Annotated in this window: 15 protein-coding genes; 9 read left to right on the top strand and 6 right to left on the bottom strand. The window is 72.7% G+C overall.

Features of this window, described 5'->3' with window-relative positions; genetic code table 11:
- Window positions 1–4: 4 nt before the first annotated feature.
- Together D0D28_RS12115 and D0D28_RS12110 are read left to right on the top strand one after the other, a co-directional pair.
- The gene (locus D0D28_RS12115; RefSeq protein ID WP_094006247.1) at window positions 5–802 is read left to right on the top strand and encodes a 2-keto-4-pentenoate hydratase; all 798 of its coding nucleotides are present in this window, start codon (window positions 5–7) and stop codon (window positions 800–802) included.
- Entirely contained in the window at window positions 799–1,572 is a 774-nt protein-coding gene (locus D0D28_RS12110) for a 2-keto-4-pentenoate hydratase (protein WP_162830667.1), read from the top strand. Before D0D28_RS12115 ends, D0D28_RS12110 begins: the two co-directional genes overlap by 4 nt.
- Window position 1,573: 1 nt before the next feature.
- Here the strand turns inward: D0D28_RS12110 and D0D28_RS12105 are convergent, their stop codons facing one another.
- From D0D28_RS12105 to D0D28_RS12095, 3 genes are all read right to left on the bottom strand, one after another.
- Window positions 1,574–3,580, bottom strand: a complete 2,007-nt coding sequence (locus D0D28_RS12105; protein WP_116110653.1) for a phage holin family protein — start codon at window positions 3,578–3,580, stop codon at window positions 1,574–1,576.
- Window positions 3,577–4,158 (bottom strand): DedA family protein, encoded by a 582-nt coding sequence (locus tag D0D28_RS12100; protein ID WP_094006245.1) that lies wholly within the window; start codon window positions 4,156–4,158, stop codon window positions 3,577–3,579. Before D0D28_RS12100 ends, D0D28_RS12105 begins: the two co-directional genes overlap by 4 nt.
- Window positions 4,159–4,455: 297 nt before the next feature.
- On the bottom strand, window positions 4,456–5,241 hold the full coding sequence (locus tag D0D28_RS12095) for an MBL fold metallo-hydrolase (RefSeq protein ID WP_116110652.1): 786 nt from the start codon (window positions 5,239–5,241) through the stop codon (window positions 4,456–4,458).
- Between the two features lie 477 nt (window positions 5,242–5,718).
- Here D0D28_RS12095 and gltB point away from each other — a divergent pair, with 477 nt between their 5' ends.
- The 4 genes from gltB (at window position 5,719) to D0D28_RS12075 (ending at window position 14,406) form a co-directional block, all read left to right on the top strand.
- Complete coding sequence (gene gltB / locus D0D28_RS12090; protein WP_116110651.1) at window positions 5,719–10,248, top strand: glutamate synthase large subunit; 4,530 nt, start codon at window positions 5,719–5,721, stop codon at window positions 10,246–10,248.
- Window positions 10,241–11,692, top strand: coding sequence for a glutamate synthase subunit beta (locus D0D28_RS12085; RefSeq protein WP_116110650.1), 1,452 nt, complete (start codon window positions 10,241–10,243; stop codon window positions 11,690–11,692). The genes gltB and D0D28_RS12085 overlap by 8 nt, the downstream gene beginning before the upstream one ends.
- Before the next feature lie 440 nt (window positions 11,693–12,132).
- On the top strand, window positions 12,133–13,527 hold the full coding sequence (locus D0D28_RS12080; protein WP_116110649.1) for a Dyp-type peroxidase: 1,395 nt from the start codon (window positions 12,133–12,135) through the stop codon (window positions 13,525–13,527).
- 93 nt (window positions 13,528–13,620) lie between these two features.
- Complete coding sequence (locus tag D0D28_RS12075; RefSeq protein ID WP_094006240.1) at window positions 13,621–14,406, top strand: DeoR/GlpR family DNA-binding transcription regulator; 786 nt, start codon at window positions 13,621–13,623, stop codon at window positions 14,404–14,406.
- 187 nt (window positions 14,407–14,593) lie between these two features.
- On the opposite strand, the gene D0D28_RS12070 is transcribed toward D0D28_RS12075, so the two are convergent.
- Both D0D28_RS12070 and D0D28_RS12065 read right to left on the bottom strand, forming a co-directional pair.
- Window positions 14,594–16,069 carry a cobyric acid synthase gene (locus D0D28_RS12070; protein WP_116110648.1) on the bottom strand — a complete coding sequence of 492 codons (1,476 nt, stop codon included), beginning with the start codon at window positions 16,067–16,069 and terminating at the stop codon, window positions 14,594–14,596.
- Window positions 16,066–16,998: a cobalamin biosynthesis protein gene (locus D0D28_RS12065; protein WP_162831046.1), complete on the bottom strand. Its 933-nt coding sequence runs from the start codon at window positions 16,996–16,998 to the stop codon at window positions 16,066–16,068. The genes D0D28_RS12070 and D0D28_RS12065 overlap by 4 nt, the downstream gene beginning before the upstream one ends.
- Window positions 16,999–17,034: 36 nt before the next feature.
- On the opposite strand from D0D28_RS12065, the gene cobU reads away from it, so the two are divergent.
- From cobU to D0D28_RS12050, 3 genes are read left to right on the top strand one after another with little or no spacing between them, the layout of a single operon-like run.
- The gene (gene cobU, locus D0D28_RS12060) at window positions 17,035–17,655 is read left to right on the top strand and encodes a bifunctional adenosylcobinamide kinase/adenosylcobinamide-phosphate guanylyltransferase (protein WP_094006237.1); all 621 of its coding nucleotides are present in this window, start codon (window positions 17,035–17,037) and stop codon (window positions 17,653–17,655) included.
- Complete coding sequence (gene cobT / locus D0D28_RS12055; RefSeq protein WP_116110646.1) at window positions 17,652–18,677, top strand: nicotinate-nucleotide--dimethylbenzimidazole phosphoribosyltransferase; 1,026 nt, start codon at window positions 17,652–17,654, stop codon at window positions 18,675–18,677. The genes cobU and cobT overlap by 4 nt, the downstream gene beginning before the upstream one ends.
- Before the next feature lie 22 nt (window positions 18,678–18,699).
- Window positions 18,700–19,431: an adenosylcobinamide-GDP ribazoletransferase gene (locus D0D28_RS12050; RefSeq protein WP_094006235.1), complete on the top strand. Its 732-nt coding sequence runs from the start codon at window positions 18,700–18,702 to the stop codon at window positions 19,429–19,431.
- On the opposite strand, the gene D0D28_RS36720 is transcribed toward D0D28_RS12050, so the two are convergent.
- A complete protein-coding gene (locus D0D28_RS36720) occupies window positions 19,414–19,569 on the bottom strand; it encodes a hypothetical protein (RefSeq protein WP_240323187.1) in 156 nt (51 codons plus the stop codon). The genes D0D28_RS12050 and D0D28_RS36720 overlap by 18 nt on opposite strands.
- Window positions 19,570–19,647 lie beyond the last annotated feature (78 nt).

Here is a 19,647-nt window from a genome sequence, read left to right as displayed (position 1 = left end):
GACCATGGATGCCACAGCGGTGCGGGAGGCGGCCGACCTCCTGCTGCAGGCCTACGCGGCGGGCAAGCCCATCGCGCCCCTGATCGAGACCTACCCGGGCGCCACCGTCGAGGATGCCTACCGGATCCAGCTCGACCAGGTGCGCGTGTGGACCGAGGGCGGCGAGGAGGTCAAGGGCCACAAGGTGGGCCTGGCCTCGGCCGCGATGCAGCGTCAGATGGGCGTCGACCAGCCCGACTACGGGCACCTCACCGGCGGCATGTTCCACCTGGAGCACCAGCCGATCCCCGTCGCGCGCTTCCTGCAGCCGCGGATCGAGCCGGAGATCGCGTTCGTGCTCGGGCGGAAGCTGTCCGGGCCGGGCGTGACCGTCGCCGACGCCGTGCGCGCCGTCGACTTCGTGGTTCCGGCACTGGAGATCGTGGACTCCCGCATCGAGGACTGGCGCATCTCGATCGTCGACACCATCGCCGACAACGCCTCCTCCGGCGGCGTGGTGCTGGGTAGCAGGCCGACCGCACTGTCCACCGTGGACCTGCGCCTGGCCGGCTGCACCCTGCACGCGGGCGGTGAGCTGGTGGCGACCGGGGCGGGCGGCGCGGTGCTCGGGTCGCCGCTGAACGCGCTGGTGTGGCTGGCGAACACGGTCGGCCCGCTGGGCATCGACCTGGAGCCGGGGCACGTGGTGCTGCCCGGGTCGATGACGCGGGCGATCCCGGTGCGCCCGGGCGAGACGGTGGTGTCGACGGTGGCGGGGCTGGGCAGTGTGACGGCCGTGTTCGGGCCGGAGGAGGACGCGTGACCGAGTGGAGCATCGCGGAGGCGGCGCGGGTGCTGCTGGCCGCGGAGGACGCGGGAACCGCACGCGGCCCGCTCACCGAGGAGTGGCCCGGCCTGGATGTGCGCACCGCGTACGCCGTGCAGGACGAGGCGTTGCGGTTGCGGCTGGCCCGGGGCGAGAAGCTGATCGGGCTCAAGCTCGGGCTGACGTCGAAGGCGAAGCAGGAACGCATGGGCGTGGACCGCCCGGTGATGGCGTGGCTGACCGACGCGATGGTGTTGCCCGCCGCGGACCCGCTGCCGAAGCTGATCCACCCGCGCGCCGAGCCGGAGATCGTGTTCGTGCTGGGCTCCCGCTTGGCGGGCCCCGGTGTCACGGCGGCGACCGCGATGGAGGCGGTGGACCGCGTCTACGGCGGGATCGAGGTCATCGACTCGCGGTACGAGGACTTCCGGTTCGCCGCCGCCGACACGATCGCCGACAACGCGTCGTCGAGCGTGTTCCGGGCCGGGCCGGTCGGGGTCGCGCCCGCCGGGCTCGATCTGTCCCTGGAGGGGTGCCTGCTGGAGGTCGACGGAGCGATCGTGGACAGCGCGACGGGAGCCGCGGTACTCGGCCACCCCGGCGAGGCACTCGCGCTGGCGGCGAACTCGCTGGCGGAGCGCGGGCTGGCGCTGGAGGCCGGGTGGGTCGTGCTGACCGGCGGCCTCACCGACGCGGTGCCGATCTCCCCCGGTTCACGAATCGCGGCGCACTTCACGAGCCTGGGTTCGGTGACGCTCGCGGGCTGACTCACTCCGGCTCCGGGTGGCCCAGCTTCGTCAGCCACAGCCGGAACAACCGGTGCAGCGATTCGGCCCCCACCAGCTCGCCCGGCGGCTCGAACTCCTTGGGATGGATCAGGAACCCGCGCTCCTGCTCCCCGCCGAGCCCGCCGTGCGACCCCACGTGCACCTCGAACGGCGAGGCCTCCCCGGTCTCGGGATCCCACCGGCTGTTGATCATGATGTCGGCGCAGTGCGGGAAGGTGTCCACCCGCCGGATCAGGTCCGGAGCGTGCTTCCCGTACAGCGCCAGCGGATCCTCGCCGAGCACCTCCCCGGAAGCCAGCCGGTGCACACCATCGCGGCCCAGCACCACCGGCCCGTGCTCGTCACTGCGCACCAGCATGAACCCGACCCCGGGGTGATCCACCAGCGCGGGCAGCAACTCCGGGTACTCGCGCTCGATCGTCTCCAGCGAAACCCGGCCCTCGTGCTCGGTGAACGACACCATCCCGACGTGCCCGGACACCACTACGACCACCCCGGGCGCCACCCGCATGACCTCGTGCCGCGCGTCCTCCTTGGGCCGGTGCTCGATCCGCCGCGCGCCGGTCACCCGCTCCCGCAGCCGCGTCGCCACCGGACCACCGGCGACCGGCTCCGGCGCCGGCCCGCCGCACAGCCGTCCGACCAGGTCCTCCAGCGACTCGCCGAACCGGTGCGCGAACGCCCACCCCTGCGTCTGCCCGTGATCCGACAGCACCACCAGGTGGTAGGGCCGGGGCCCGAGCCGCGACGCCCGGTGCAGCCGCCCGATCTGCTGGTCGATCGCGCGCAGCACGGCGAGCGTGTCGAACCGTTCGATGCCGGAGTGGTGGGCGACCTCGTCGTAGCCGAGGAAGTCCGCGTACACCACGGGCCGGCCGTTGAGCATGTCCTCCAGCACCGCGGACACCACGACGTCGCGTGAGATGACCGTGGTGCCGGTCCGGGCGATCGGGTAGATCCCGCCGCGCGGCACCCGCGGCACCACGCCCGCCCGCCGCTGTCGTGCCGAGGCCGAGACCTCGCGGATGATGTCGGCCAGTGCGGAACCCAGGGTGCGCAGCGCGTTGACGGGGTTGGCGAAGTAGGCGTAGTAGCCCGTGCCGACGCGGTCCTCGCGGCGGCGGCGCAGGCCCTTGGGCAGCAGCACCGACACCGCGCTCATGGTGAGGCTGACGTGCGGGGCGTCGCCGGTGAACAGGTTGCCGTGGCCGGCGCGGCCGAGCGCGAGCAGGCCGCGGCCGTCGGAGTGCCGACGCTCGATTTCGGCCGCGTCGCGCGGGTGGGCGCAGGCCATCACGTGGTCGCGGTCCTTTTCGTACCAGCGGAACCCGAGGATGTCGTGGTTGGAGCCGTGCAGGATGCCGCACACGCTCGCGCCGGTCTGGGAGCTCCAGTCGGTCTGCCAGCGCACCAGCGCGTGGCTGTCCTCGGCGAGCCAGCGGGCCAGCGTCGGCATGTCGCCGTCCCGGACCGCGCGGCGGACGACGTCGTAGCCGAGCCCGTCGACCTGCAGGAAGATCAGCCCGGCCGGGACGTCGGCCGCGAGCTCCGGGCAGCGGCGCGAGCGGCGGCGGGCCCGGCGGAAGAACACCTCGTCCTCGTCGAGGGCGAGCACGCTGGACACGACACCGCTCACCGCGGACACCCCGACCACGACGAGGAACCCGGTGCGCAGCCCGGTGACCTCCACGCCGGGCACCACGGCGAACGCGGCGACCGCGCCCGCGCCGAGCAACAGGAAGCTGCCGATGCCGAGCGTGAACAGCGCCAGCGGCAGGGCCACCCGCAGCACCTGCGGCCACACGACGGCGGTCAGCAGGCTCAGCAGCAGGCCGCACACCAGTGGCTGCCACCAGTCCGGCATCGCGAAGCCGTCGAGCAGGTCGTCCATGCCGACCAGCGCGAGCGACGTGGTCAGCCACACGAGGGCGAACCGCGCGAGCGACCGTCCACGCCGGAGAAGCCGGCCTCCTTCAGCGGTTGTCATCCCACCCTCGCCCTTTCCCTGCGGCGCTTGGCCACCAGGTTGATCACACCAGTCACCAGCAGCACGAGCACGGCGGCCAGCAGGGTCGCGACCAGCGGCGAGTCGAACAGGCCGCCGCTGACCACGCCGAGCAGCGCGTACGCGACGGCCCACAACACGCACGCGACCGCCGTCGCCGGCACCAGCCGGCGCCACGGGTAGCCGACCGCGCCGGCGGCCAGCAGCACCGGGATGCGCCCGGCAGGCAGCAGCCGCCCGACGATCACCAGCTGCCACCCCTGCCGCGCGAACCGCTCCCGCGCGGCGACGAGCCGTTCCGGCTTCTGCCCGCGCGCCAGCCACCGGACCGCCGCGTCGCTGCCCAGCCGGGCGACCGCGAAGGTGACGACATCGCCGATCATCGCCCCGGCGGTGGACAGCAGAAGCACCAGCGGAAGCGAGAGGTGCCCGGTCGTCATGGCGATGGCGGCCGCTCCCCCGACGACGGCCCCGGTGGGAACGATGGGCACGATCGAGCCGATCAGGACGCCGAGGAAGAGGGTCGGGTAGCCGACGCTGGAGAGGTCGGTCCAGTTCACGGGGCCACCCCATCACGCGGTGCCAGGAGGTGCCGCCGGGGCACGCCGATCAGCCTCGCGGCAAAACGTCACAGGCCACGGATTTTTCACCCGGTCCGGCGATGTTTTTGGGCTCGAGCGGCCCCCGGGCGGCGGGCGGTGCCCAGGGGCGGGGCAGCCGCCGCGCTCGGCTCAGCGGGCGGAGCGTGTCGGCTCAGCGGGCGGAGCGTGTCGGCGCAGCGCCGAAGCCCCCGGCAGCAGCCCAGGCACCGCCGGCAGCGCCCGAAGCCCCAGCAGCAGCCGGGCCAGTCAGCGGCCTCACCGGGGCACCTCGTGCGGTTTCACCCTCTCTCCGGGCTCCGTCACCGCCACCACGGTCTCCAAACCCCGTTCCGCCACCGTCGCCGCGAAGGTTCTCGGGGGGTCCACCAGCAGGCGCCGCATCCGGGGTGTTCGCGCCACGCCCGGCACCGCCAGCGTGCCCCAATGCACCGGCACCGCCACGCGGGGCCGGACCCGGGCGACCGCCTCCGCCGCTCGCGCCGGGTCCAGGTGGCCCGGCCCGAGGTTCGGCCCCCAGCCCCACACCGGCAGCAACGCAACATCCACAGGGGCCAGCTCGGCCATCCCGTCGTGCAGGTCCGTGTCCCCGGCCACGTACACCCGCACCCCCGGCGCCTCCACCACATGACCACTCGCCCGCGCCTGCGGGCCGTGCGTGAACCGCGGCCCCCAGCGGTGCCCCGAATGCTCCGCCCGCACCGCCGTCACCCGCAGATCACCCAGCGACAACCGCTCCCCGATGTCCAGTTCCGCGACCTCGGCGAAGCCCCGCCGCCGCAACCAGCCGCCCGCGCCGCGCGGCACCACCACCGGCACGTGCCGCCCCAGCAACCGCAGCGACGGCACGTGCAGGTGGTCCCCGTGGAGGTGGGAGATCAGCACCAGATCGACGTCGGCGTACGCGGCGGGATCCAGCGGCGGCGCGACCCGGACCAAACCGCCCACCGTGCGCGTCAGCACGGGATCGGTCAGCACGACCCGGCCAGCGATCTCCATCCGGACCGTCGAGTGGCCGAGGAAACGCAGCACCAGACCCTCCACATCCCGAGTATCCCGGCCTCCGGCCGCACCGCGTCCGTAACACCTTGATTACTTGATCGGACATCCACCCGAACCGGTGAAGTGATCACGCGCGCACTTTTCCGCAGGTCAACGCTGGTGCAACGGTACTTCCACACCGGGGGCTGTCGCGTCAACGGCCGTATGGCATATGCCACGAGGTCCGGTCGACGTATGTCGATAACGGCGAATTCACACTACTGTCATAAGACCCGGCGAACCCGGGGGTAACTGGCGCGCCGCGGGAACCCGCCCACCACGACCCGGGAACCTCGCTGACGCGCGCCAGCGGCCCGAAGACGTGCCGACCGGCGGCCACCCGACGACGTGTGGCCGGTGTACCGAGTTCTGCCCTCGTTCAGGCGACTCGTACTTCTGCTCTCGACTGACCATCGCGCAGGAGGGCTGCTGTGTTAACAGCAGCCCGCGCCGCGCCCACGTGTGAGGAGACGGCCAGCCGTGACCCGCCACAGTGTTCGCAAGCCGGAAGGCTTGTACGACGCGCAATACGAGCACGATGCCTGCGGTGTCGCGTTCGTCGCCGATATGTCCGGCCGACGCAGCCACGACATCGTGTCCAAGGCCCTGACTGCCCTGCGCAACCTCGAACACCGTGGCGCCAGAGGAGCCGAACCCGAGACCGGTGACGGCGCGGGCATCCTGATCCAGGTCCCGGACGCGTTCTTCCGCGAGGTCGTCGGCTTCGACCTGCCCGAGGCCGGCCACTACGCCGTGGGCACCGCGTTCCTGCCGGTCGACGAAACCGCCCGCGGCCGCGCGATGAGCGCCATCGAGGGTCTGGTCGCCGAGGAGGGCCTGCGGGTCCTGGGCTGGCGCGAGGTTCCGGTGGACACCGAGCACGTCGGGCCGACCGCGGCCTCGACCATGCCGCACTTCGCACAGCTGTTCCTCGCCTCGCGCGAAGGTGTGCGCACCGGGCTGGACCTGGAGCGCGCCGCGTTCTGCGTGCGCAAGCGCGCCGAGCACCTGCTGGCCGACGAGGACGTGTACTTCCCGAGCCTGTCCGCCCGCACCATCGTCTACAAGGGAATGCTCACCGAACCGCAGGTGCCGCGGTTCTTCCCGGACCTGACCGACGAGCGCGTGACGAGCGCGATCGGCCTGGTGCACTCCCGCTTCTCCACCAACACGTTCCCGTCCTGGCCGCTGGCCCACCCGTACCGGTACGTGGCGCACAACGGCGAGATCAACACGCTGCGCGGCAACCGGAACTGGATGGACGCGCGCGAGTCGATGCTGTCCACCGACCTGATCCCGGGCGACCTCAAGCGGATCTACCCGATCATCACCCGTGGCGCGAGCGACTCGGCCAGCTTCGACGAGGTCCTGGAGCTGCTGCACCTGGGCGGCCGCAGCCTGCCGCACGCGGTCCTCATGATGATCCCGGAGGCGTGGGAGAACCACGAGGAGATGGACCAGGCGCGCCGCGCCTTCTACGAGTTCCACTCCACCCTGATGGAGCCGTGGGACGGCCCGGCGCTGGTGTCGTTCACCGACGGCACCCAGATCGGCGCCGTGCTGGACCGCAACGGCCTGCGCCCGGCGCGCTACTGGGTCACCGAGGACGGCCTGGTCGTGCTCGCCAGCGAGGTCGGCGTGCTGGAGCTGGACCAGTCGACGATCGTGCAGAAGGGCCGGCTGGAGCCGGGCCGCATGTTCCTCGTCGACACGGCGCAGGGCCGGATCATCGACGACGAGGAGATCAAGGGGCAGCTGGCCGCCGAGCACCCCTACGGCGACTGGGTCGACCAGGGCCTGGTGCGCCTGGAAGAACTGCCCGAGCGCGAGCGCGAGGTGCCCACCCACGCGTCGCTGGTGCGCCGTCAGCAGGCCTTCGGCTACACCGAGGAAGAGCTGGACACGCTGCTGTCGCCGATGGCGAAATCCGGCGCCGAGCCGATCGGCTCGATGGGCAACGACTCGCCGCTGGCGCCGCTGTCGTCCGGCCCGCGGCCGATCTTCGACTACTTCATCCAGCTGTTCGCCCAGGTCACCAACCCGCCGCTGGACGCGATCCGCGAGGAGCTGGTGACCTCGCTGGGCACCCAGCTCGGCGCGCAGCCGAACCTGCTGGAGGCCACCGGCGAATCGTGCCGCCGCGTCGTCCTGCCGTTCCCGGTGCTGGACAACGACGAGCTCGCCAAGCTGGTGCACATCAACGACGACGGCGACCTGCCGGAGTTCACCGCCGTCACCATCCACGGCCTCTACGACGTGCACGGCGGCGGCGACGCGCTGCTGGCTCGGCTGGAGGAGATCCGGACCGAGGTGTCCAACGCGATCTCCGAGGGCGCGCGGCTGATCGTGCTGTCCGACCGCGGGGTCGACGCCGACCACGCGGCCATCCCGTCGCTGCTGCTCACCGGCGCGGTGCACCACCACCTGGTGCGGCAGAAGACCCGCACGCAGGTCGGGATCATCGCCGAGACCGCCGACGCCCGCGAGGTGCACCACATCGCGCTGCTGCTGGGCTACGGCGCCGCCGCGGTCAACCCGTACCTGGCGATGGCCACGGTCGAGGAGCTGGCCCGGGACGGCAAGATCCCGGGCGTCACCGCGCAGCAGGCGACCCGGAACCTGATCAAGGCGCTGGGCAAGGGCGTCCGCAAGACCATGTCGAAGATGGGAGTGTCCACTGTGGCCTCCTACACCGGCGCGCAGATCTTCGAGGCGCTCGGCCTGTCGCAGGAGGTCATCGACACCTGCTTCACCGGCACCACCTCGCGGCTGGGCGGTGTCGGGTTCGACGTCCTGCACGAGGAGGTCCGGCAGCGGCACGCCCGCGCGTTCCCGCGCGACGGGTTCCGCCCGAACCACCGCGAGCTGGAGATCGGCTCGGACTACCAGTGGCGGCGCGAGGGCGAGCCGCACCTGTTCAACCCGCACACGGTCTTCAAGCTGCAGCACTCCACCCGCACCGGCCGGTACGAGGTGTTCAAGGAGTACACGAACGCCGTCGACGAGCAGTCGAAGAAGCTGTTCACGCTGCGCGGCCTGTTCGAGCTGAAGGAGGGCGTGCGGCCGCCGGTGCCGATCGAGGAGGTCGAGCCGGTCTCCGAGATCGTCAAGCGGTTCGCCACCGGCGCCATCTCCTACGGCTCGATCTCGCAGGAGATGCACGAGACGCTGGCGATCGCGATGAACCGGCTGGGCGGCAAGTCCAACACCGGTGAGGGCGGCGAGGACCCGGAGCGGCTGTACGACCCGGAGCGGCGCAGCGCCGTGAAGCAGGTCGCCAGCGGCCGGTTCGGCGTCACCAGCGAGTACCTGGTCAACGCCGACGACATCCAGATCAAGATGGCGCAGGGCGCCAAGCCCGGTGAGGGCGGCCAGCTGCCCGGCGCGAAGGTGTACCCGTGGATCGCCAAGACCCGGCACTCCACGCCGGGTGTGGGCCTGATTTCCCCGCCGCCGCACCACGACATCTACTCGATCGAGGACCTGGCGCAGCTGATCCACGACCTGAAGAACGCCAACCCGGCCGCCCGCATCCACGTGAAGCTGGTGTCCGAGGTCGGTGTGGGCACGGTCGCGGCGGGTGTGTCCAAGGCCCACGCGGACGTCGTGCTGATCTCCGGTCACGACGGCGGCACCGGCGCCTCGCCGCTGTCCTCGATCAAGCACGCCGGTGGCCCGTGGGAGCTGGGCCTGGCCGAGACGCAGCAGACGCTGCTGGCCAACCGGCTGCGCGACCGGATCGTGGTGCAGACCGACGGCCAGCTCAAGACCGGCCGCGACGTGGTGATCGCCGCGCTGCTGGGCGCCGAGGAGTTCGGGTTCGCGACCGTGCCGCTGGTGGTGTCCGGCTGCATCATGATGCGGGTTTGTCACCTGGACACCTGCCCGGTCGGCGTGGCGACGCAGAACCCGAAGCTGCGTGAGAAGTTCAACGGCAAGGCCGAGTACGTGGTGAACTTCTTCGAGTTCATCGCCCAGGAGGTGCGCGAGTACCTGGCGCGGCTGGGCTTCCGGTCGATCGAGGAGGCCGTCGGGCACGCCGAGGTGCTCGACACCCGCCCGGCCGTGGACCACTGGAAGGCGCGCGGGCTGGACCTGTCGCCGATCTTCCACGTGCCCGAGCTGGAGCCGCGGGCCGCGCGGCACCAGGTCGTCAAGCAGGACCACGGCCTGGAGAAGGCGCTGGACAACACGCTGATCCAGCTCGCCGAGGGCGCGCTCAGCTCCGGCGACAAGGTGCGGCTGGAGCTGCCGGTGCGCAACGTCAACCGGACCGTGGGCACCATGCTCGGATCGGAGCTGACCAAGCGCTGGGGCGGCGAGGGCCTGCCGGACGACACGATCGACGTGACCTTCACCGGCACCGCCGGGCAGTCGTTCGGCGCGTTCATCCCGAAGGGGATCACGCTGCGGCTGTTCGGCGACGCCAACGACTACGTCGGCAAGGGCCTGTCCGGTGGCCGCATCATCGTGCGCCCGCCGAAGGAGGCCAGGCTCGCGTCCGAGCAGAACATCATCGCCGGCAACGTGATCGGCTACGGCGCCACCGGCGGGCAGATCTTCCTGCGCGGCAAGGTCGGCGAGCGGTTCTGCGTGCGGAACTCCGGCGCGCTGGCCGTCGTCGAGGGCGTCGGTGACCACGGCTGCGAGTACATGACCGGTGGTCGCGTGGTCGTGCTCGGGCCGACCGGGCGCAACTTCGCCGCCGGCATGTCCGGCGGGATCGCCTACGTGCTGGACCTGTCGCCGCTGCGGGTGAACCCGGAGATGGTCGACGTCGACCCGCTGGACGACGAGGACGTCGAGTTCCTGCGGGACGCGGTCGAGGCGCACTTCGTGGAGACCGAGTCGCCGGTGGCGCGGGCGCTGCTGGCCGACTGGGAGACCACGATCGGGCGGTTCGGCAAGGTCATGCCCAAGGACTACAAGCGGGTCCTGGCCGCGCGGGCGGAAGCCGAGCGCGACGGCCGGGACGTGAACGAAGCCATCATGGAGGCCGCACATGGCTGACCCGAAGGGTTTTCTGACGACGCCGCGCGAGACGCCGAAGACCCGGCCGGTGCCGCTGCGGCTGCTCGACTGGCGCGAGGTGTACGAGGACTTCGCGTCGAACAAGCTGGAGCAGCAGGCCGGGCGCTGCATGGACTGCGGCATCCCGTTCTGCCACCAGGGCTGCCCGCTGGGCAACCTGATCCCGGAGTGGAACACGCTGGTCTGGAGCGACGACTGGCGGGACGCGATCGAGCGGCTGCACGCCACGAACAACTTCCCGGAGTTCACCGGGACGCTGTGCCCGGCGCCGTGCGAGACCGCGTGCGTGCTGGGGATCAACAACGACCCGGTGACGATCAAGCGGGTCGAGATCTCCATCGTGGACCGCGCCTGGGAGGAGGGCTGGATCACGCCCGAGGTCCCGAAGACGCGCACCGGCAAGAAGGTCGCCGTGGTGGGTTCCGGTCCCTCGGGCCTGGCGGCGGCGCAGCAGCTGACCCGCGCCGGGCACGACGTGGTCGTGTTCGAGCGGGCGGACGCGATCGGCGGGCTGCTGCGGTACGGCATCCCCGAGTTCAAGATGGAGAAGCGGCGGCTGGACCGGCGCCTGGAGCAGATGCGGGCCGAGGGCACCGAGTTCCGCACCGGGGTGAACGTCGGGGTCGACATCACCGCCGAGCAGCTGAAGTCGGACTACGACGCCGTGGTGCTGGCCGGTGGCGCGACCGCGTGGCGGGACCTGCCGGTGACCGGTCGCGAGACGACCGGCGTGTACCAGGCGATGGAGTACCTGCCGCTGGCGAACCGGGTCGCGTCGGGCGAGCTGGAGTCGTCGCCGATCACGGCCGAGGGCAAGCACGTCGTGGTGATCGGTGGCGGCGACACCGGCGCGGACTGCGTCGGGACCGCCCACCGGCAGGGCGCGCTGTCGGTGACGCAGCTGGAGATCATGCCCCGCCCGCCGGAGACCCGGTCGGAGGCCCACCCGTGGCCGATGTACCCGATGATCTACCGGGTGTCGTCGGCGCACGAAGAGGGCGGCGAGCGGCTGTACTCGGTGAGCACGCAGGAGTTCCTCGCCGATGAGCAGGGGAATCTGCGCGCGCTGCGCTTGGTCGAGGTCCGCAACGAGGGCGGGAAGTTCGTCGAGGTCGAGGGCACCGAGCGGGAGCTGCCCGCGCAGCTGGTGCTGCTGGCGATGGGTTTCGTCGGCCCCCAGCGTGAAGGCCTGATCGAGCAGCTCGGCGTCGAGCTGGACGCGCGCGGCAACGTCGCGCGGGACTCGGATTTCCGGACGAGCGTCGACAACGTGTTCGTGGCGGGCGACATGGGCCGCGGCCAGTCACTGATCGTGTGGGCGATCGCGGAGGGCCGCTCCGCCGCGGCCGGGGTGGACGCCTACCTGACCGGCCGGAACGTCCTCCCGGCCCCGATCGCACCCACGGACCGGCCGATCGCCTAGGACCAGGGGTGACCGCCGCGGCAACGGAGCCGCGGCGGCCCACCCCGCACCCAATTCTTCGCCACACAACACCAACCGCCACCCGGCAGCGCACAGCAACAACCCCCCGAACCACTCCCCCTCCCGCACCCGATCCCCAGCCCACATCGGTTGCCGAGCAGCGGGGTCAAGGCACGCTTTCCCGCCTTGACGCGACTTCTCGGCAACCGAACACTGAAAGATCGGGTTCGGGAGGGCTACCAATCCGGGCGTTGCGAAGCGAAGCCGGTGCAGTAGACACCCGCGTAGCGGCCCCCCGCTAATCCGATCGAGTGAAAACACGCCCATTTCGTACTTGACCGCCCTCCGCGGCGACTTAGGAGCAGGTGACGGCGCCGCACACGATCAGGGGCCTCGCGGCGCCGCCACCGTGACTGGGGTCAATCCACGAGGGGGCGTTCATGCCTGTCGACCTGTCCACCACGCTGTCCTGGAAGTCGGCCAGCGGCGAAGCGGCCGCCATGCTGGCCGAGCTGCAGCCGAACATCCTGAAGGCGCACGTCCGGGACCGCCTCACCGTGCTGTTCCTCGGCTTCGGCGACGCCGCCGAAGCACGTACCTTCCTGCGGGGCCTGAGCGGGCTGATGAAGTCCGCCAAGGCGCACCTGGAGGAAGTCGAGGCGCACAAGCGCACCAAGGCCGCCGGCACGCCTTATCTGGGCGTCGGCCTGTCCGCGCACGGCTACGCCACGCTCGGCGTCACCGCGCCGGCCGATCCGTCGTTCACCGCGGGCGCGAAGGCCGCCGTCGAGAAGCTCGCCGACCCGGCCGTCACCGAGTGGGAAGGCCACTACCAGCAGACGATCGACGCCGTGGTCCTCATCGGCGACGCCACCGCCGGACCGGTCCGCACCCTGCGCCGTCAGGTCGAGGCGCTGCGCCCGGCGTCGGTCACGATCCTCGGCGAGGAGTCCGGCCTCGGGATGGCCAACGCCAACGGCGACGGCATCGAGCACTTCGGCTACGTCGACGGGCGCAGCCAGCCGCTGTTCCTCACCGAGGACATCGACGCCGAGCGGGACACCACCGACGGCGTCAGCGAGTGGGACCCGTCGGCGCCGCTGGAGCAGATCCTCGTGCCCGACCCGGCCGCGCCGGACCCCACCGTCCACTTCGGAAGCTACTTCGTGTTCCGCAAGCTGGAGCAGAACGTCCGGCTGTTCAAGGAGGCCGAGCGCGACCTGGCGCACGACCTCGGGCTGCGTGGCGAGGACCGGGAGCGGGCCGGCGCGATGCTGGTCGGCCGGTTCGAGGACGGCACCCCGCTGACCGGGCAGAGCGCGCCCGGCTCGCACCACCCGGTGGGCAACGACTTCAGCTACGACAGCGACAAGCTGGGCCAGAAGTGCCCGTTCCACGCGCACATCCGCAAGACCAACCCGCGTGGGTCCGGCGGGGCGGAGGCACCGGAGGAGGAGCGCAAGCACCTGATGGCCCGCCGCGGCCAGACCTACGGCCGCCGCCACGACGACCCGAACGCCGACCTGCCGCCGCGGCTGCGCCCGGCCAAGGACGTCGGCCTGCTGTTCATGGCCTTCAACTCGAGCCTGGGCAACCAGTTCGAGTTCACGCAGCAGATCTGGGCGAACAACCCCGCCTTCCCGTTCCCGCCGGACGGTTCCCAGCCGGGCCTGGATCCGGTCATCGGACAGGGCATTCGGGAACCGCAGAAATACCCGCCGGAATGGGGCCACAACAACGTGGCCGAGGCCGCCGATCCCATTCCGCAGGCGGTCACCATGAAGGGCGGCGAATACTTCTTCATGCCGTCGCTGGCGTTCCTGCGGAGCCTGTGAGGAAAATTCCGACAGCCCGCCGGGTGCGCCGCCCGGCGGGCCGGTCTCATGATCAGTGTTCACAATGCGCGCGCGAGCGGGTATGACTGATGCGTGGACAGGCATGAGCGGTTGAACACGCTGCTCGAAATGATCGGCCAGCAGGGCCGGGTCGAGGTGGATCAGGCGGCGGAGAAGCTGAGCGTCTCCCCCGCGACGGTCCGCCGCGATCTCGATCATTTGGCAGGCCGCCAATTGCTCACGAGAACGCGCGGTGGCGCCCTCGCCGGTAATGTCGCCTACGACCTCCCCGGCAGGCACCGCGCCGCCCAGCACACCGTGGAAAAGCGCCGCATCGCCGAGGCCGCGGCCCGTCTGGTGGATCGCGGAATGGTGATCGGGTTCAACGGCGGCACCACCACGACCGAGGTGAGCCGCGCGATCGCGACCCGGCCGGAATTCAACGACCGCGGCAGTTCCCCGGCGCTCACCGTGGTCACCAACGCGGTGAACATCGCGTACGAGCTGACCGTGCGGCAGAGCATCCGGCTGGTCAGCACGGGCGGGGTGGCGCGGCCGCAGTCGTTCGAGCTGACCGGGCACCTGGCCGGGATGGTGCTGGAGGAGGTCAGCCTCGACCTGGCGTTCCTCGGGGTGGACGCGGTCGATCCGCTACGGGGCGCGTACGCCCACCACGAGGCCGAGGCGGCGATCGTCAAGCTGCTCGCGCACCGCGCCAAGAAGGTCGTGGTGGTCACCGACAGCTCGAAGCTCGGCGGCTACGCGTTCGCCCGCATCTGCCCGACGCTCGACATCGACCTGCTGATCACCGATTCGGCGGCGGAGCCGGACCTGGTGTCGGCCTTCGAACTGGAGGGCGTGCGGGTCACGCTCGTCTGAGGGCGCGAGTCCCACACCCAGGCCCGCGAGTTCCACACCCAGGCCCGCGAGTTCCACGTTCAGCGGCGGGGCGGGGCGCGGTCCGGTGGGGAACTCCCCAGCAGGAATGCAGAACTCGCTCGCGGGAACGTGGGACTCGCTCGCGGGAACGTGGAACTCGCGGACGGGAACGTGGGACTCGCGGGGGTCAGCCCACGCGGGGCAGGCCCTCCGGCGCGCCCCGCTCGATCAACCGCAGCAGGGCGCCGGTGTCCAGGCACTGCTCGACCGCGTCGGCGAGCCGGTCCAGCATCGACTCGCGCAGGGCCGCGAACCCGGGCGCCCCCGCCGCCGGTGACCAGGACACCCCGGCCTGCGCCGCCGCCTCCGCCAGCCACGCCCGGCGGAACCCGTCGTTGTCCAGGGTGCCGTGCCAGGTCGTGCCCCACACCGACCCGCGCCGCCAGCCGTCCAGGAACGGCTCGGCGCCGTCCCCGGTCGCCGTCGCGCTGCCGTGGTGGATCTCGTAGGCCGCCACCTCGTGCCCGCGCCACCGCGCGACCGGCCGCCCGAGCACCTTCTCCGCGCTGAACGACACCCGCGTCGGCAGCAGACCGAGCCCGGGCACGGTCCCGGCGCCGGACTCGACGTCGTCCACAATGGTTTCCGCGAGCATCTGGTAGCCGCCGCAGATCCCCAGCACCGGCTGCCCGGCGGCGGCACGCGCGGCGAGCGCGGGCTCCAGGTCGCGCTCCCGCAGCCACCGCAGATCACTCACCGTGGCGCGGGTGCCGGGCAGCACGACCAGGTCCGCGGCGCGCACCGTGTCGGGGTCCGCGGTCAGCGTGACCGTCACGCCCGGTTCGGCGGCGAGGGCGTCCACATCGGTCGCGTTCGAGGCGCGCGGGAACCGCACGACCGCGACCCGCAGCCCGCCCGTGGCCTGCTGTTCGTGCCGCCAGCCCGCGACGGCGAGCGCGTCCTCGGAATCGATCCACACCCCGTCCAGCCACGGCAGCACCCCCAGCACCGGCCGGTGCGTCAGCTCCGCGATGCGGTCCAGACCCGGCCGCAGCAGCGCCTCGTCGCCGCGGAACTTGTTCACCACCCAGCCCGCGAGCAGCGCCTGGTCCTCGGGTTCCAGCAGCGCGACCGTCCCGTACATCGCGGCCAGCATGCCACCGCGGTCGATGTCGCCGACGACCACCACCGGCAGCCCGAACCGCCGGGCCAGCCCCAGGTTCACGTAGTCGCCCTGGCGCAGGTTGATCTCGGCCGGGCTGCCCGCGCCCTCGCACACCACGACGTCGAACCGCGTGCGCAGCTCGTCGAACGCCTCGAAGGCGAGGCGCGCCAGCTCGCGGCGGCCGGTGGCGAACTCGCCGGCCTCCAGCGTCCCGAACGGCTTGCCGAGCGCGATGACGTGGCTGCGCCGGTCGCTGCCCGGTTTGAGCAGCACCGGGTTCATCGCGGCCTCCGGCTCGACCCCGGCGGCGACCGCCTGCAGCCACTGCGCGCGGCCGATCTCCGCGCCGTCCGCGCAGACCATCGAGTTGTTCGACATGTTCTGCGCCTTGAACGGCGCCACCCGCAGCCCACGGCGCGCCAGCCAGCGGCAGATGCCGGCGGTGACCAGGCTCTTCCCGGCGTCCGACGTGGTCCCGGCGACCAGCAGGCCCCTCATCGCGCCACCACCGCGGCCAGGGCGAGCGCGGCCAGCCCGGCCGCGCGCGACAACCGCACCGCCCGGCGCAGGTCGGCCACGCCGGGCGCGGGGCCGTCACCGAGCGTGCCGCGGTCCTCGGTCCGGCCGCCGTAGCTGTTCACCCCGCCCAGCCGCACGTCGAGCGCGCCCGCGAAGGCGGCCTCGATCTGCCCGGCGTTGGGGCTCGGGTGCTGTCCGGCGTCCCGCCGCCACACGCGCAGCGACCGCCCCGGGCGGCCACCCACCACACGCGCGCAGAGTGCCGTGATCAGCGCCCCGGCGCGGGCGGGTACCAGGTTGGCGAGGTCGTCCCCGCGGGCGGCGGCCCAGCCGAACCGCTCGAAGCGCGGGGTCCGGTGCCCGACCATCGCGTCGAGCGTGTTGAGCGCCCGGTACCCGAGCAGCCCCGGCACCCCGGCCACCGCGCCCCACAGCAGAGGCGCGACGACCGCGTCGCTGGTGTTCTCGGCGATCGACTCGGTGGCGGCCCTGGCCAGGTCCTTGTCGTCCAGGACGGAGGCGTCGCGCCCGCACAGGTGGCCCAGCCGCTGCCGCGCGGCGGGCACGTCACCGGACTCCAGCCGCACCGCCATCGCCTCGCCCTCGTTCGCCAGGCCGCGGCCGCCGAGGACGGTCCAGGTCGCCAGCGCGGTCACCGCGACACGCGCGGCCGGGCGCCGGCGCGTGGCGGCCTGGGCGAGCGCCCCCAGCCCGGCGGCGGCGCCGACGCAGGTCGCGGCGTACGCGGCGCCGCGCGCCCGCGAATCGGCCCAGACCCGCTGCTCCAGGGCTTTCGCGGCGCGCCCGAACAACGCGACCGGATGGCCGCGCCGCGGATCACCGAGGGCCGCGTCCAGCGCGTAACCGGCCACGAGACCGAGCGCGGTCAACGATCTTGCATACACCACACCCGGGACGGTAGCTCGTGCACGAGAATGCCGGGTATGACCAAGCTGACCCAGCGGCTGGCCGCCTCACTGGAGGCCGCCGCCCGGCTGCTCCGCCGGTACGGGGACGACGAGGTGAAGGTGCTGGTCCTGGGCGGGGTTCGCTCGGGCAAGTCGCGCCACGCCGAGCGTCTGATGGCCCGCCATCCCGAAGTCGTCTACGTCGCGCCGGGCCCGGTGCCCAGCGGCGACGATCCCGAATGGGCGGCGCGGATCGCGCTGCACCAGGCCCGCAGACCGGCGAACTGGCGCACGGTGGAGACCGGTGACCTCGCCACGACGGTCCGGAAGGCGTCGCGGCCGCTGCTGATCGACTGCCTGGGCACCTGGGTCACGCGCGTGCTCGGCGACGTCGGCGCGTGGGAGGCCAAGCAGGGCTGGGAGCTGCGGCTGGACGAGCGCATGGAGGAGTTCCTCGACGCGTGGCGGGACGCGCACGTGCCGATCGTGGCGGTGACGAACGAGGTCGGCATGGGTGTGGTGCCCGCGACAGCCTCCGGGCGGTTGTTCCGTGATGTGCTGGGGGCGCTCAACGACCGCGTCGCGGCCCAGGCGGACAGCGTCCAGCTGGTGGTCGCGGGGCGCGTCCTGCACCTCGGCGAAAGGGCTCTGCTGTGACCGGATTCGACATCCCGGCGCCCGACGCGGCCGCGCACGCCACCGCGCTGGAGCGGTTGGACGCGCTGGTCAAGCCGGTCGGCGCGCTGGGGCGGCTGGAGGAGCTGGCCGCGTGGCTGTGCGCCGCGTCCGGGCAGGTCCCGCCGCCGCCGATCGAGCGGCCGCGGGTGGTCGTGTTCGCCGGGGACCACGGGGTGAGCCGGCTGTCGGCGTACCCGCGCGAGGTGACCGCGGCGATGGTGCGGGTGTTCCTGGCCGGCAAGAGCGGGGTGAACGTGCTGGCCCGCGAGGCCGGCGCGGGAGTCCGGGTGCTGGACATCGCGGTGGACGACGACCTGTCGGACGTGCCCGCGGAGGTGCGCGCGTGGAAGGTCCGGCGCGGCTCGGGGTCGATCGAGGTCGAGGACGCGCTGGCGCCGGGCGAGGCTCGCCGGGCCTTCGAGGTGGGCCGCCGGGTCGCCGACGCCGAGGTGGACGACGGGGCGGACCTGCTCATCCCGGGTGACATGGGCATCGGCAACACGACGGTGGCGGCGGCCCTGGTCGCCGCGGCCCTCGGGGTGCCCGCCGAGGAGGTCGTCGGCACCGGGACGGGCGTGGACGAGGCCGGGCGGGCGCGGAAGGTGGCCGTGGTGCGGGCCGGGGTCGAGCGGGCGGGCGCGCGCGTGGCGGACCCGTTCGAGCTGCTGACGGCGCTGGGCAGCGCCTGCGCCGCCGCGACGGCCGGGTTCCTGGTGCAGGGCGCCGTGCGCGGGGTGCCGGTGTTGCTGGACGGCGTGTTCTCCGGCGCGGCCGCGGTGGTGGCGGCGGAGATCGCGCCGGAGGCCGCGCGGTGGTGGCTGGCCGGGCACCGGTCGACCGAGCCGTCGCAGGCGTTCGCGCTGAAGGCGCTCGGGCTGACGCCGATCCTGGACCTCGGCTTGCGTCTCGGCGAGGGCAGCGGGGCGGTCCAGGCGATCCCGACGCTGCGCGCGGCGCGGGCGATCATCGCGGACATGGGTCTGCTGGCCGACCTTGCCTGACCGGGTTTCCGACGCGCTGCGGATGGCGCTGGGCACCCTGACCGCGCTCCCGGTGCCCGCGCCGCGCGTCATCGACCGGCGGGTGGCGGCCGGGGCGATGCTGCTGGCGCCCCTGGCCGCCGTGCCGCTCGCGGTCCTGGCCGGGCTGGTCGTCCTGGCCGGCGACGCACTCGGGCTGCCCGTGCTGGCCGTGGCCGGCCTGGCGGTCGGCGCGGTGGGTCTGGCCAGCCGGGGGCTGCACCTGGACGGCCTGGCCGACACCGCCGACGGTCTCGGCGCGTCCTTCGACCGCACCCGCGCGCTGGAGATCATGCGCCGCGGCGATTCCGGGCCCACCGGCGTCGCCACGCTGGTCCTCGTCCTGATCATCCAATGTGGAGCACTCGGCGGCGCGATCTCCGCGGGGCACGGGGTGACGGCGGCGGTGGCCGGCACGCTCGCGAGCCGCTGGGTGCTGGCGCTGTGCTGCACGCGCGGGGTGCCCTCCGCGCGCCCCGAGGGCCTGGGCGCCACGGTTGCCGGGAGCATCCGTCCGCTGTGGACGGCCGCGACACTCTGCGCCGCCGCCGGGCTGGCCACGCTCGCCCCCGGCCTGGAGTGGTGGCGGGGCCCACTCGCGGTGGCGGCGGCCGTCCTCGCGGCGGGCCTCGTGTTGTGGCGCTGCACCACCCGGCTGGGCGGCATCACCGGGGACGTGCTCGGCGCCTGCGTGGAGTTCGCCGCCGCCGCGAGCTGGCTAGCGCTCGCGCCGTAACACGAGGAGCAGCGCGGCCGCCGTCAGCACCGCCCCGAACCAGACGACGCTGGTGACCCCCAGGTGGTCGGCGAACAACCCGCCGAACAACGCCCCCAGCGCGATGGACGTGTTGTAGGCCATGGTGTTGAGCGGCATCGCGGCCTCGAACGTCTCCGGCCCGGCCGCGAGCGTCAGGTTGACCTGCGCTCAGCCCGGCCCAGACGAGGAACGTGG

Origin of the sequence: Amycolatopsis ruanii, assembly GCF_003385175.1 — a bacterium.
In the GTDB taxonomy this organism is placed as follows: domain Bacteria; phylum Actinomycetota; class Actinomycetes; order Mycobacteriales; family Pseudonocardiaceae; genus Amycolatopsis_E; species Amycolatopsis_E thermalba.
Note: the sequence above shows the minus strand (reverse complement) of the source record. Positions and strands in the feature narration are given on the sequence as shown.

What these genes read in the sequence shown, in the direction of transcription:
- D0D28_RS12115 (WP_094006247.1), top strand. Translation starts at nt 5, where the DNA reads ATGGATGCCACAGCGGTGCGGGAGGCGGCCGACCTCCTGCTGCAGGCC.
- D0D28_RS12105 (WP_116110653.1), bottom strand. Translation starts at nt 3,580, where the DNA reads ATGACAACCGCTGAAGGAGGCCGGCTTCTCCGGCGTGGACGGTCGCTC.
- D0D28_RS12085 (WP_116110650.1), top strand. Translation starts at nt 10,241, where the DNA reads ATGGCTGACCCGAAGGGTTTTCTGACGACGCCGCGCGAGACGCCGAAG.
- D0D28_RS12080 (WP_116110649.1), top strand. Translation starts at nt 12,133, where the DNA reads ATGCCTGTCGACCTGTCCACCACGCTGTCCTGGAAGTCGGCCAGCGGC.
- D0D28_RS12070 (WP_116110648.1), bottom strand. Translation starts at nt 16,069, where the DNA reads ATGAGGGGCCTGCTGGTCGCCGGGACCACGTCGGACGCCGGGAAGAGC.
- cobU (WP_094006237.1), top strand. Translation starts at nt 17,035, where the DNA reads ATGACCAAGCTGACCCAGCGGCTGGCCGCCTCACTGGAGGCCGCCGCC.
- D0D28_RS12050 (WP_094006235.1), top strand. Translation starts at nt 18,700, where the DNA reads ATGGCGCTGGGCACCCTGACCGCGCTCCCGGTGCCCGCGCCGCGCGTC.
- D0D28_RS36720 (WP_240323187.1), bottom strand. Translation starts at nt 19,569, where the DNA reads ATGCCGCTCAACACCATGGCCTACAACACGTCCATCGCGCTGGGGGCG.